The organism is Actinosynnema sp. NPDC059797, assembly GCF_042732085.1.
GTDB lineage: Bacteria > Actinomycetota > Actinomycetes > Mycobacteriales > Pseudonocardiaceae > Actinosynnema.
Genome location: NZ_JBHWIE010000007.1, coordinates 67,544 through 80,878 on the forward strand (window position 1 = coordinate 67,544; position 13,335 = coordinate 80,878).

The following is a 13,335-nucleotide window of genomic DNA, read 5'->3' on the forward strand; positions in this document are numbered from 1 at the left end:
CAGCTTCGCTTTCCGACCCACCAGGGGCGTTGCGCACCGGTAAAATCGCGCCCCCACGCGCGCGAGCGCGGGTAACCCGGTACGAGGCCGCCCTGACCAGCCAATAGACTCGGTGGGTCCAAAATCCGAGAAAACCAGACCCCCGGGGGTTGACGAGGTGCCCAGCATCTCCCGCGACGAGGTCGCGCACCTGGCCCGCCTGGCGAGGCTCGCCGTCACCGACGACGAGCTGGACCTGTTCGCCGGCCAGTTGGACGTGATCCTCCAGTCGGTGGCCACGGTGGGCGACATCGCCACCGCGGACATCCCGCCCACTTCGCACGCCGTTCCGCTGACCAACGTGTTCCGCGAGGACGTGGTGCGTCCCAGCCTCGGTCAGCAGCAGGCGCTGGCGGGCGCCCCCGCCGCCGAGGAAGGCCGCTTCCGCGTCCCCCGCATCCTGGGTGAGGAAGCATGAGCGACTTGATCCGCAGCACCGCCGCCGAGCTGGCGGCCAAGATCGCGCGCCGCGAGGTCTCCGCGGTGGAGGTCACGCGGGCCCACCTCGACCGGATCGCCGAGGTCGACGGCGCGGTGCACGCGTTCCTGCACGTCGACACCGAGGGCGCGCTGGCCGCGGCGAAGAAGGTGGACGACGACGTCGCCGCCGGCGCCGAGGTCGGCCCGCTGGCCGGCGTGCCGCTGGCCCTGAAGGACGTGTTCGCCACCGAGGGCGTGCCCACCACGTGCGGCTCGAAGATGCTCGAAGGCTGGCGCCCGCCCTACGACGCCACGGTCACCCGCCGCCTCAAGGAGGCGGGCATCGTGATCCTCGGCAAGACGAACATGGACGAGTTCGCCATGGGTTCGTCGACCGAGAACTCGGCCTACGGCCCGACCCGCAACCCGTGGGGCACCGACCGCATCCCGGGCGGCTCCGGCGGCGGCTCGGCGGCCTCGCTGGCCGCGTTCGAGGCGCCGCTGGCGATCGGCACGGACACCGGCGGCTCGATCCGCCAGCCCGGCGCGGTCACCGGCACGGTCGGCGTGAAGCCCACCTACGGCGGCGTCTCCCGGTACGGCCTGGTCGCGTTCTCCTCCTCGCTGGACCAGGCGGGGCCGTGCGCGCGGACGGTGCTGGACGCGGCCCTGCTGCACGAGGTCATCGCCGGGCACGACCCGCTGGACTCGACCTCGGTCGACGCCCCCGTGCCGCCGGTCGTCGCCGCGGCCCGCGAGGGCGCGAACGGCGACCTGTCGGGCGTGCGCGTCGGCGTGGTCACGCAGTTCAGCGGCGAGGGCTACCAGCCGGGCGTGCTGCGCAGCTTCGAGGCGGCCGTGGCGCAGCTCAAGCAGCTCGGCGCGGAGATCGTCGAGGTCTCCTGCCCGAGCTTCGACTACGCGCTGCCCGCCTACTACCTGATCGCGCCCAGCGAGGCGTCCTCGAACCTGGCCCGCTTCGACGCCATGCGCTACGGCCTGCGCGTCGGCGACGACGGCACCCGCAGCGCCGAGGAGGTCATGTCGCTGACCCGCGAGGCGGGCTTCGGGCCCGAGGTGAAGCGGCGCATCATGATCGGCACCTACGCGCTGTCGTCGGGCTACTACGACGCCTACTACGGGTCGGCGCAGAAGGTCCGGACGCTGATCTCGCGCGAGTTCGAGCAGGCGTTCGCCACGGTGGACGTGCTGGTCTCGCCGACCACGCCGACCACGGCGTTCCGGATCGGCGAGCGCACCGGCGACCCGATGGCCATGTACAAGGCGGACCTGTGCACGATCCCCGCCAACCTGGCCGGCAACGCCGCCATGAGCGTCCCGAGTGGACTGTCCGACGAGGACGGCCTGCCGGTGGGCCTCCAGGTCATGGCCCCGGCGCTCCAGGACCACCGCATGTACCGGGTGGCGGCGGCCTACGAGGTGGCCAGGGACGCGGCGGCCGGTTCGCCGCTGATCCTGGGCGCGCCGGAGCCGGCGGTGGCGCGGTGAAGCGGGCGCGGACGTTCCTGTCGCTGGTCGGCGCCGCGGGCGCGGCCACCAGCGCGTTCTCCACGTTGAAGTCCGCCCGCGGCAAGAACGACAAGCTGGCCCTGGCCAACGCGGCGGCGAGCATCCTGGTGGCGATCACGGGCGCGGCGCTGGCCGTGCGGGATCTGCGGAAGGGCGGGAAGGCATGACGTCGGTGGACGAGCTGATGGACTACGCCGAGGTCATCGAGCGCTTCGACCCGGTGCTGGGGTTGGAGGTGCACGTCGAGCTGCACACCAACACCAAGATGTTCTGCGGGTGCGCGAACCTGTTCGGCGGCGAGCCGAACACCCACGTGTGCCCGACGTGCCTGGGCCTGCCGGGCTCGCTGCCGGTGGTCAACGGCAAGGCGGTGGAGTCGGCGATCCGCATCGGCCTGGCGCTGAACTGCGAGATCGCCGAGTGGTGCCGGTTCGCCCGGAAGAACTACTTCTACCCGGACATGCCGAAGAACTTCCAGACCTCGCAGTACGACGAGCCGATCGCCTTCAACGGCTGGCTCGACGTGGTGCTGGACGACGGCGAGGTCGTGCGGGTCGACATCGAGCGCGCGCACATGGAGGAGGACACCGGCAAGTCGCTGCACGTCGGCGGCGCGACGGGCCGCATCCACGGCGCCGAGCACTCGCTGCTGGACTACAACCGGGCGGGCGTGCCGCTGATCGAGATCGTCACCAAGCCGATCACGGGCACGGGCGAGCGCGCGCCGGAGGTGGCGCGGGCGTACGTGAGCGCGCTGCGCGACCTGCTCAAGGCGCTGGACGTGTCGGACGTGCGGATGGACCAGGGCTCGCTGCGGTGCGACGCGAACGTGTCGCTGATGGCCAAGGGCGCGTCCGAGTTCGGCACCCGCACCGAGACGAAGAACGTCAACTCGCTGCGCAGCGTCGAGCGGGCCGTGCGGTTCGAGATGACGCGGCAGGCCGCGGTGCTGGCGGCCGGCGGCACGATCACCCAGGAGACCCGGCACTTCGACGAGTCGACCGGCAGCACGTCGTCGGGGCGCACCAAGGAGACGGCCGAGGACTACCGGTACTTCCCGGAACCCGACCTGGTGCCGATCGCGCCGTCGCGGGAGTGGGTCGAGGAGCTGCGCGGCACGCTGCCCGAGCTGCCGTGGGAGCTGCGCCGGCGCGTGCAGCGGGAGTGGGGCCTGACCGACGCCGAGCTGCGCGACCTGGTCAACACCGGCGCGCTGGACCTGGTGGCGGCGACGGTCGCGGCGGGGGCGACCCCGGCCGAGGCCCGGTCGTGGTGGGTGTCCTACCTGCCGCAGCAGGCCAACAACCGCGGCGTGGAGCTGGCCGGGCTGGCGATCACCCCGGCGCAGGTGGCCCGGGTGGTGGCGCTGGTGAACTCCGGCGAGCTGACCAACAAGCTCGCCCGCGAGGTCGTCAACGCGGTGCTCGACGGCGAGGGCGAGCCGGAGGCCGTGGTCGAGGCCCGCGGCCTCAAGGTCGTCTCGGACGACTCGGCGCTGGAGAAGGCGGTGGACGAGGCGCTGGCCGCGCAGCCGGACGTGGCCGCCAAGATCCGCGACGGCAAGGTCGCTGCGGCGGGCGCGATCGTCGGCGCGGTGATGAAGGCGACGAAGGGCCAGGCGGACGCCAAGCGCGTGCGGGAACTGGTCATCGCGCGCTGCTCCTGAGCGGTGCGCCGGAAGGGGGCGGCACCCGATCGGGTGCCGCCCCCTCGCGTTCCCCCGGACGGGTCACGGGGCGTGGCGGCAGGGCCCGGAGCGGCGGCATTCCGGTCCGGGTGGACCGGTCGGAGTACCCGTATTGCGGCCCCAGGGTGGCTGCATTCTGTTAACGCATTAGACCGTTCGAGTGGTAACGCTTGCGGGACTTGGGTTCCGGTGCTGGTCAGACGTGGGCTTGATCACTTACTTCGTCGCTCTCGGTGAATTCCCTCCTCCCGGCTGCGTCCATCTGTGTCAGGCTTGGGCCCGTTCGGCTGGTCGGGGAGGACCGCCGGACGCCCGCCGTCGGTGCCCCGTCCCGAGGGGCCGTTGCAGGGGAGGACAACGTCATGCCCGGAACCGATCCCAAGCTCGTCGCCGAGATCAACTCCATCGGGGACGCCCTCGAGGACGAGATCATCGAAGCGGTCGTCGAGGAGGACCTGCCGCCGGCCCCCGTCGCCGACCTCGACCCCGACCTCGGCGCCGGCCTGAACCCCGACCTCGGCGCCGGCCTCGACACCGACCTCGGCCTCGACCCGCGCCTGCCGGTCGAGGACCCCGTGGTCACCCCGACCGGCGGGCCCTACAAGCCGACCAGCGACCCCGTGGTCACCCCGATGGGCGGCCCCTACAAGCCCACCGGCGACCCGGTGGAGACCAACGGCGGCCCGTACAAGCCCACCACCGACGAACCGGCGGCGGCCACCACCACCAAGTGACGCCTCGGTGAAGGCGCGGCGGGTGCCCCCGGTCAGCCGGCGGCACCCGCTTGCTGTGTGTGATCTCATATGAACGTGCCTGCGCATTCATCCGCAAGTGGAAGACGCGGGAAGCGCGACTCCGACGACCCCGACAGAGCCGTCGCATCCGCGCGCCTGGCGCACCGCGACGCGCTGGACGCCGCGACCGCGGACCGCCACCCCTCCGCCATCCGGTCGATGCGCCGCGGCCTCGCCCTGCTGGAAGTGCCCGGCATCGACCCGCAGGAACGCCTCGAGGTCCGCATCCGGCTGCTGAACACCCTCGCGTTCTGCCTGGCCGAGACCGGCAAGGTCGACGACGGCCTGACCCAGCTCGCGGGCGTGGACCAGGAGCTGGCCGGCCTGCGGGACGAGGAGCTGCGGGCGCAGCTGTCCACCAAGGTCAACCTCAACCGCGCCGCCCTGCTGTGCCGCGTGGGCCGGGTCGACGAGGGCATCGCGCAACTCGACCTGGAGGTCGACCGCAGCGAACGCCGCCTCGCGCGCAGCACCGACCCCGACCCCGAGGCCGTGGACATGCTCGCGCTCGCGCTGTCCAACCGCGGCAACGCGCACGGCGAGGTGCACCGCGTCGACCGGGCGGTCCGCGACCTCGACCGCGCCGTGGCCCTCGCCCGCACCCACGACCTGCCGGTGCGCGCGGCCATCGCCAAGCACGCGCTGGGCAACGTCGTGCAGCGCGCCGGCGACATCCCCGCCGCCCTGCGCCACTACCGGGAGGCGGGCCGCGCCTTCCAGGAGCTGGAACCGGGCCTGCTGCTGCGCCTGCGCATCGACCAGGCCGAGGCCATGATCAGCGTCGGCCTCTCCGACGAGGCGGGTCGGCTGCTCGACGAGGTGCTGCCCGAGCTGCGCCGCCAGCGCATCGGGCAGGACGTCGCCGAGGCCGAGCTGTTCCGCGCCGCGGCGGCCCTCCAGGACGGCGACCTCGTGCTGGCCAAGCGGATGGCCGGCGCGGCGCAGCGCAAGCTGCTGCGGCGCGGCAGCCCGGCGTGGGCGGCGGTGGCGGGCCTGATCGCGCTGCGCGTGGACGTGTCGCGGGCGCTGGAGTCGCGCCGGCCGTCCGCCGCCGTGGTGGCGCGGGCGGTCGCGCTGTCCGCCGAGCTGGCCACCCTGAAACTGGCCGACCAGGCCGCGTTCGCGCTGGTCCTGGCCGCCCGCGTGGAGATCCGCCGCGGCGCGCCCGACCGGGCGGGCGAACTCCTGCGCGGCGTGCCGAAGACGCGCCGGATCACGCCCATCGACCACCGGATGCTGCTGCGGCTGTGCCGGGCCGAACTGGCCCTCGCCCGCGGCAACCGGCGGGTGGCGCTGGCCCAGGCCAAGGCCGGGCTCGCGGAGCTGGGCCGGATGCGCGACCGGCTGGGCGGGCTGGAACTGCTGTCCGGCACCGCCGTGCACGGCCGCGAACTGGGCGAGCTGGCCGTGCGCCTGGTGCTCGCCGGCGACGACTCCACCGCCAACGCCAAGCGGCTGTTCACCTGGCTGGAGCGCACCCGCGCCCAGCTCTACCGGTACGACCCGGTCGAGTCCACCGCGGACTCGGAGCTGGGCGAGCGGATCGCCGAGGTGCGGCGGCTGAGCCGGGCCCTGCTGCGGGCCCGGCTGGACGGCCTGCCGACCGAACGGCTGGAGGTGCTGCTCAAGGCGGGCCAGCGCGCCGCCAACCAGCTCGGCTGGGGCGCCAACCCCTGGGGCACGCCCCGCCCGGTCGTCACGGCCGAGGAGGTGCTGTCCCGGCTGGGCGGGCGGGCCATGGTCAGCTACGCCACCACCGGCGACGAGCTGACCGCCGTCGTGCTGGTCGACGACCGGGTGCGGCTGGTGCGCCTCGGCTCCGCCGCCGCGGCCACCGAGGGCGCGCGCCGCCTGCACGCCGACCTCAACGCCCTCGCCCCCGACCACCTGCCCGCCCCGCTGGCCGGGGTCATCTCGGCGTCCGCGCGGCGCGAGGCGGAGAAGCTCGACCGGGCCCTGCTGCACCCCCTGGCCCCGATGATCGGCGACCGCGAACTGGTCGTCGTGCCCACCGGCGCGCTGTACGTGGTGCCGTGGGGCGTGCTGCCCACGTGCGCGAACCGCCCCACCGCGGCCGTGCCGTCGGCGACCGCCTGGGTGTCGGCGGCGCGCGAGGACCGGCAGCCGGCGGGCGGGGTGCTGCTGGTGCGCGGACCCGGCCTCCAGGCCGCGCAGGGCGAGATCGACGTGCTCGCGAGCTACCACGGCGACGCCAGGCTGCTCGGCGTGACCGAGGCGAAGGTCGGCGCGGTGCTGGAGGCGCTCGACGGGATCCGGCTGGCGCACATCGCCGCGCACGGCGAGCACGAACCGGAGAACGCGCTGTTCTCGCGGCTGGAGCTGGTCGACGGGGCGCTGTTCGCGCACGAGGTCGGCCGCGTGCGCCGCCCGCCGCACCAGGTGGTGCTGGCGGCGTGCGAGCTGGCGCTCAACCGCGTGCGGCCCGGCGACGAGCCCCTGGGGTTCGCGGGCGCGCTGCTGGCCGGCGGCGCGCGCACGGTGATCGCCGCGTCCAGCAAGGTGGGCGACCAGCCGTCGGCGGCGGCGATGGCCGACTTCCACCGCAACCTCTCGGCCGGCGCGTCACCGGCGGTGGCCCTGGCCGACGCGGTGGCCGCCGACCCGCTGCGCCGCCCCTTCGTCTGCCTGGGCTCCGGCTGACCGCGTGTCCTCCGCTCCGGCATCGCGTGTCCTCCGGTCCGGCATCGCGTGTCGTCCGCTCCGGCATCGCGTGTCGTCCACTGGGGTGTTGCGCGTCGTCCGGTGGGGCACCGCGCGCCCCCTGACGTGATCAACCAGCCTTTCGACCGGTTGACCCGCGAAGCACCCACCGACTACCCAGGGAAGAGGTGAATTCCCCCGGCGATCGGAGGGCCCGGTGCGCTCGCTGCTGCTGACGGTGGTGCTGCTGGCCACGATGACCACACCCGCCACCGCCGCGCCCCCGGTCGGCCGGGGCGGCGAGCCGGGCAACGGCCCGGAGCGCCACCAGGTCGCCGCCGTCGACCTGCCACCGGCCACCACCGCCGCACGCGGCGAGAACCGGCCCGAGGCCGTCCAGGGCCACCCGCGCCGCACGCTGCTCCGCGAGTTCCCCGAGCACCCCACCGACAAGTCGATCAAGCTCGGCCTCGCGCCGTACCACTCGCTCGCGCCGCGCCTCAACGACCTCCAGCGCCGCAGCGACCGCGTCTCCGTCGAGGTGATCGGCCAGTCCGCCGCGGGCCGCGACCTCTACCTCGTGACCCTCACCGCGCCCGAGACCCCGGCCGAGGCCCGGCGCCAGGACGCGTGGCGCGAGAAGATCGAGAACAACCCGGTGGCCGCGAGCCGCGACGTCCTGCTGCGCCACGCCTACAAAGCGCCGATCTGGATCAACGCCAACATCCACGGCGACGAGTGGGAGGGCACCGACGGCGCCCTGCGCGTGATCGAGGACCTGGCCCTCACCCGCGACCGGGGGGCGCTGGAGTTCCTCAACCGCCACCGCGTGCACGTCAACCTCACCGCGAACCCGGACGGGCGCGTGGCCGGGACGCGCGCCAACGCGAGCGGGTTCGACCTGAACCGGGACTTCGTGACCTCGTCGCAGCCCGAGTCGCGGGTGATGCGCGACCTCGCGCGGCGCCTCCAGCCCGTGCTGGTGCTCGACCAGCACGGGTACGTGGCGAACACGCTGATCGAGCCGACCACGCCGCCGCACGGCCAGAACTACGACTTCGACCTCTACATCCGGCACGGTTACGCCGGCGGGCTGCGCATCGAGCAGGCGGTGAAGGCCCTCGGCCACCCCGAGGCGGCGCGTCCCGAGATCCCGTTCCGCGACTACGAACCGGGCGTGTGGGACGGCTGGGCGCCGATCTACACGGCCCAGTACGCGATGTACCACGGCGCCGTGTCCTACACGGTCGAGATCCCCATGAGGGTGAACCGGGGCGACTACGAGACACAGCCGGTGACCGAGCTGCGTCGGCGCTCGGGCATCAACACCGACGTCGTGGAGGCGACCATCCGGGGCGCGCTGGCGTACGTGCGCGACAACCGGACGTCGATGGTGGACAACCAGGTCGAGCTGTTCCGGCGCGGGGCGGCGGGCGAGCCGCAGCGGCACGTGCCGGACGGGATCGTGCCGGGCTTCGGGCCGGAGGACAGGTACACCACGGAGTTCCCGCGCGCGTACGTGATCCCGGTCGGGGACCGCCAGCGCTCCGGCCCCGCCTCCGCGAGGCTGGTGGATCACCTGGTGGCGCACGACGTACGGGTGAAACGTGCCGACCGCCCCTTCACGCTCGGTGGCCGGCGTTACCCGGTCGGGTCGTACGTGGTGGACATGCGCCAGCCGAAGCGCGCGCTGGCCAACGTGATGCTGGAACAGGGCCGGGACCTGTCCGCCGACGTGCCGGTGATGTACGACATCTCGGGCTGGAGCCACCGCCTGCTGTGGGGCGCGTCCGTGGACGTGGTGCGCTCGGGCCGGCTGGACGTGCCGGGCCGCGACGTGGTCGCCGCGTCACCCACCGGCTCGGTCCCCGCCACGTCCGCCGACGGCTTCGCCCTCACCCTCGCGGACGGGAAGGACGCCGCGGCCGTGAACGACCTCCTGGGCCACGGCGTCCGCCTCCGGCGGCACGAGGACGGCACGGTCGTGGCACCCGCCGCGGCCCGCGCGACCGTCGAGGCGGTAGCCGACCGCCACGGCGTGCGGTTCACGCGGGGGAGGCCCGGAGGTGCCCCGCTGCGCCCGGTCGCGGTGGCCGCCGCCGTGGCGTCCGACGAGCTGAAAGCGTTGCGCGACATGGGTTTCGACGTGCGCCCGGTGTCGACCGCCGTCCTCAACGACGGCTTCGACCTGTCGCGGGTGGACGTGCTGTTCGTGTCGTCGGGCCTCAGGTACGACCAGTTGGACGAGGAGGCGCGGGCGGGGGTGGACGCGTTCCTGACCCGGGGCGGCGTGGTGACGAGGGGCGCGACGGGCGCGCGGTTCAACGGCGACACCGGGGTGCTCCCGGTGCGCGCGGTGGCGGGCAAGGAAGACGCGAACGGCGTGGTGGAGGTCGAAGGCGCAACCGGCCACCGGACTCACACGTTCGTGTACGCCCCGCACTGGTTCACCGACCTGGGCGCGGGGGTGGAGGTGGTGCAGCGCTACGGGGGCCTGGTGGCCGGGCACTGGACGTCCCGCGAGGACGGTTCGGGCGGGCAGGAGCAGGCGGCGGGACGGGCGGCGGTGGTGGCCGGCACGTCGGCACGCGGAGCGAGGGCGGTGCTGTTCGGCACGGAACCGCTGTTCCGAGACCACCCGAAAGGGTTGTACTGGCAGGTAGCCGACGCCATTTACCGCACGGCACAATGATCGGGGATTTCGCTGCCCGGGCCGGCCGCCATCGGTTGTCCCGGCACACGTCCACCTCGCACTTTCGGGTGAAGATGGCCCGAGAATGTACGAAAACACCGTCACCGATCATCGGTTGGAAATGAAATGGAGCCGCCGACCACACCCCACACCCGCACAACCACCCACCACGACCCCGGACAGCACGGACACCACCTGTACGGGATCCTGGCCCAATCCCCGCCGACCCGGTCCCCGGCCGACTTGGTCAGTCCCCGGCCGACCCGGTCCCCGGCCGACCTAGTCCCCGGCCGACCTAGTCCCCGGCCGACCTAGTCCCCGGCCGACCTAGTCCCGACCGCCGTTGCCGCCGCCCGTTTGGCGCACGAGGATCGCCACCCGGTCGTCGCTGGACACCGGTGAACCACCGGGGGCCTTGTTCACGGTGCCCACCAGCGCGGTCTGGTCGTCCAGCGCCACCATCGGCCCGAGCCGCCCGAAGCCGTCCTCGCCGTCCATCGCCACTTCCGGCTTGCCGGTGAAGCTGCCGTCCGGGCTCATCGGTAGCGAGAGGGTGCCGGGTGTCGCGGACGTCGCCAGCCACACCACGTCCGACATCGCCGCGCACCCGCCGACGCCGGGGCGTTCGGGCCAGGACCACGCCGGGTCGCCCAGGGGCTTGCCCGGGTCCACGCGGTAGAGCAGGTCGGCGGACGTGCCGGCGTCGGTCACCCAGGTCTTCGTGCCGTCGCCCGACACGCAGAGGCCGCCCGGTGAGCGCAGCCCGCCGGCCAGCACCCGGGAGCCCGCCGTCGGGTTGCCGCGTGCCGGTTGGCCGGAGCCGTCGATGCGGAGGACCTTCCCGGCCAGCGAGTTCGGGTCGGCGGCGAGCGCCGGGTTGCCCGCGTCGCCGGTCGCCACCAGGAGCGCGCCGGTGCGGTCGTAGGTGAGGACGCCCCGGTTGCCCGAGGGACCCTTGGGGATGCCGGTCAGCACCGGTTTCGGCACGTCACCCGGTGCTACCCGCATCACCCGGTTGTCGGTGGCCGTCGTCACGTAGACGTAGACCAGTTGGTCCTCGGCGTAGGTCGGGGACAGGGTCAGGCCGGTCAGGCCGCCGCCGGTGGTGGCGTCCACGTCGAACTTCGCCAGCTCGACCGGGTCCACGTCCTTGGTCACGCGCAGCAACCTGCCGCTGGCACGTTCGGTGGCGAGGGCGGTCACCGCACCGGTGGACTGGTTCACGTCGACCAGCGCCACGCCGGACAGCGGGTCCAGGCACGTCGCGACCACGGCCGGGCTGAAGTCCTTGCACCCCTCCGGTGGCGGGATGGGCGTCGGCGACTGCCCCGGTTGCTGGTCCTGAGGGCTGCGCGGCAGCTCGCCGGGCAGTTCGGGGCGCGGACCCGCCTGCGGCGTCAACTGTTGGGCCGGGCTCCACTCCGCCGGCGCCGGCTGCTCGGGGAAGCTCGCGCAGCCCGCGGCCAGCAGGCCCAGAGCCGAACCGATCAGCACTCCACGCAGTCGCGACACGCCACCCAGACTAGGTGCGCGGTCGTGAACGCGAGGTGAGTGACACCAGGGAAGAGAGACAAGGGAGAGAGACAGGGGAGGGAGACAGGGGAGGGAGAAAGGGGCGGCCGTGGGGTGGGCGAGGGTTCGTGGGTGCGGGTCCGTGGGCCTGGGTCTGCGGGGCGGTGGGGGAGCCGGCGTGCCGTAACGTGCCTGGTGTGACGCTGCTCCACCGTGGAACCGACAACGAGCTGACCGTGCTGGTGCCCGACGACCTGGGTGTTCGCGTGCTGTCCGAGGTGGAGGGCGTCCGGCCCGTCCGCTACGAGCCCGGCCACCCGCTGCCGGACGAGGCGGCGCGTGCCGAGGTGCTGGTGCCGAAGTTCCTCCAGGGCACCGACCCGACCGAGGTGTTCGCCCGACTGCCCGCGCTCAAGCTGGTCCAACTCCTGTCGGCCGGTGCGGAGCGGTTCATCGGGGTGGTGCCCGACGGGGTCCTGCTGTCCACGTGCCGCGGCGCGCACGGCGGCAGCACGGCGGAGTGGGCGATCGGCGCGCTGCTCTCCGTCTACCGGGACTTCCCGGTGTTCGAGCGGGCCCGGCAGGAGCGGCGCTGGGACTACCACCGGACGGAGACGTTGCAGGACAAGCGGGTGCTCGTGGTGGGCGCGGGCGACCTCGGTGAGCAGTTCCGCCGCAGGCTGGAGCCGTTCGGGGCGACCGCGACCATGGTCGGCCGCTCGGCCCGGCCCGGTGTCCACGGCGTGGACGAACTGCCCGACCTGCTGGGCGGGTTCGACGCGGTGCTGCTCGTGGTGCCGCTGACCGCGGAGACCACCGGGATGGTCGACGCCGGGTTCCTGTCCCGGATGAAGGACGGCGCGATCCTGGTCAACGCCGCGCGCGGGCCCGTGGTCGACACCGACGCGCTGCTGGCCGAACTCGGCTCGGGCCGGCTGCGGGCGGCGCTGGACGTGACCGACCCGGAACCGCTGCCGGCCGACCACCCGCTGTGGTCGGCGCCCGGCCTGTTCCTCACCCCCCACGTGGCGGGCAGCTGCACGGGTCACGCCGAGCGCGCCTACGCGGTCGTCGCCTCCGAGGTGGCACGGTTCGCTCGCGGTGAGGAGCCGGCCAACCTGGTCAGGGGAGATTATTAGCCCGTTCGGCTTAATTCGAGCTGCGGAACGGACGCTCGCGGTAGTCGGCCGAACCTCCTAACGTGCGGGTGCGTGGCTACTCACGACGACCGCTCCGGTGCTTCGGGCGGCTACTCCGGCTCACGGGGCTACCCGACCGGAGGGGCGCACCACTTCGACGACGGCACCCGGTCGTCCGGTCGGGACGCGTTCACCCCGGACGCCTACCAGGACACCCACCAGGACGCCTACCAGGACACCTCCACCCGGGACGCCTTCGACAGGGACACCCAGAGCTTCGACACGACCGGGTACACGCCGGTCGCCGACCTGGACCGGGAGCCCGCGCACTACGACGACGAGGACGAGCGCAAGCCGTTCGGGTGGAGCGGCAGCGCCGACCTGGGCCTGCTCGTGCTGCGCCTGGCGCTGGGCGGCGCGTTCGTCGCGCACGGCCTCCAGAAGGTGTTCGGCCTGCTCGGCGGGCCGGGCATCGACGGGTTCGAGCGGTACCTCCAGGCGGCCGGGTTCCGGGAGGCGCGGATCCTGGCGTGGGTCACCGGCGTCACCGAGCTGGCGGGCGGCGGCCTGCTGGTCCTGGGCCTGTTCACGCCGCTGGCGGCGGCCGGGGTGCTGGGCGTGATGGCGAACGTGGTCGCGCTGAAGTTCCGGGGCGGGTTCTTCGCGCCCAACGGCGTGGAGCTGGAGGTCGCGTATGCGGCGATGGCGTTCGGCCTGCTGTTCGCCGGACCGGGCCGGGCGGCGCTCGACTACAACCGCGGTTGGTTCCGTCACCCGTTGGTGGCGGGTTTCCTGTGCCTGCTGCTCGCGGCCGGCGCCACCACGGCGACCCTCTACGTGTTCCGCTGACGCATCAGACGT

Annotated in this window: 10 protein-coding genes; 9 read left to right on the forward strand and 1 reads right to left on the reverse strand. The window is 73.5% G+C overall.

Annotation, left to right across the window (positions count from 1 at the left end; translation table 11 throughout):
- The first annotated feature begins 157 nt into the window (after positions 1 to 157).
- From gatC to ACFV4N_RS04315, 7 genes are all read left to right on the forward strand, one after another.
- The gene (gene gatC / locus ACFV4N_RS04285; protein WP_015804727.1) at positions 158 to 457 is read left to right on the forward strand and encodes an Asp-tRNA(Asn)/Glu-tRNA(Gln) amidotransferase subunit GatC; all 300 of its coding nucleotides are present in this window, start codon (positions 158 to 160) and stop codon (positions 455 to 457) included.
- Complete coding sequence (gene gatA / locus ACFV4N_RS04290) at positions 454 to 1,968, forward strand: Asp-tRNA(Asn)/Glu-tRNA(Gln) amidotransferase subunit GatA (protein ID WP_499671057.1); 1,515 nt, start codon at positions 454 to 456, stop codon at positions 1,966 to 1,968. Before gatC ends, gatA begins: the two co-directional genes overlap by 4 nt.
- Positions 1,965 to 2,156, forward strand: coding sequence for a hypothetical protein (locus ACFV4N_RS04295; RefSeq protein ID WP_499671058.1), 192 nt, complete (start codon positions 1,965 to 1,967; stop codon positions 2,154 to 2,156). The genes gatA and ACFV4N_RS04295 overlap by 4 nt, the downstream gene beginning before the upstream one ends.
- Positions 2,153 to 3,655, forward strand: coding sequence for an Asp-tRNA(Asn)/Glu-tRNA(Gln) amidotransferase subunit GatB (gene gatB, locus ACFV4N_RS04300; RefSeq protein WP_499671059.1), 1,503 nt, complete (start codon positions 2,153 to 2,155; stop codon positions 3,653 to 3,655). Before ACFV4N_RS04295 ends, gatB begins: the two co-directional genes overlap by 4 nt.
- Before the next feature lie 383 nt (positions 3,656 to 4,038).
- A complete protein-coding gene (locus ACFV4N_RS04305) occupies positions 4,039 to 4,410 on the forward strand; it encodes a hypothetical protein (RefSeq protein ID WP_499671060.1) in 372 nt (123 codons plus the stop codon).
- Positions 4,411 to 4,629: 219 nt separating this feature from the next.
- A complete protein-coding gene (locus ACFV4N_RS04310; RefSeq protein ID WP_499671061.1) occupies positions 4,630 to 7,131 on the forward strand; it encodes a CHAT domain-containing protein in 2,502 nt (833 codons plus the stop codon).
- Between the two features lie 217 nt (positions 7,132 to 7,348).
- Positions 7,349 to 9,823, forward strand: a complete 2,475-nt coding sequence (locus ACFV4N_RS04315) for a M14 family zinc carboxypeptidase (protein ID WP_499671062.1) — start codon at positions 7,349 to 7,351, stop codon at positions 9,821 to 9,823.
- A 327-nt stretch (positions 9,824 to 10,150) separates the two neighbouring features.
- Here the strand turns inward: ACFV4N_RS04315 and ACFV4N_RS04320 are convergent, their stop codons facing one another.
- On the reverse strand, positions 10,151 to 11,335 hold the full coding sequence (locus tag ACFV4N_RS04320) for a PQQ-dependent sugar dehydrogenase (RefSeq protein ID WP_499671063.1): 1,185 nt from the start codon (positions 11,333 to 11,335) through the stop codon (positions 10,151 to 10,153).
- 197 nt (positions 11,336 to 11,532) lie between these two features.
- On the opposite strand from ACFV4N_RS04320, the gene ACFV4N_RS04325 reads away from it, so the two are divergent.
- Complete coding sequence (locus ACFV4N_RS04325; RefSeq protein WP_499671064.1) at positions 11,533 to 12,474, forward strand: 2-hydroxyacid dehydrogenase; 942 nt, start codon at positions 11,533 to 11,535, stop codon at positions 12,472 to 12,474.
- Between the two features lie 72 nt (positions 12,475 to 12,546).
- Positions 12,547 to 13,323: a DoxX family protein gene (locus ACFV4N_RS04330; protein WP_499671065.1), complete on the forward strand. Its 777-nt coding sequence runs from the start codon at positions 12,547 to 12,549 to the stop codon at positions 13,321 to 13,323.
- Positions 13,324 to 13,335: the final 12 nt, after the last annotated feature.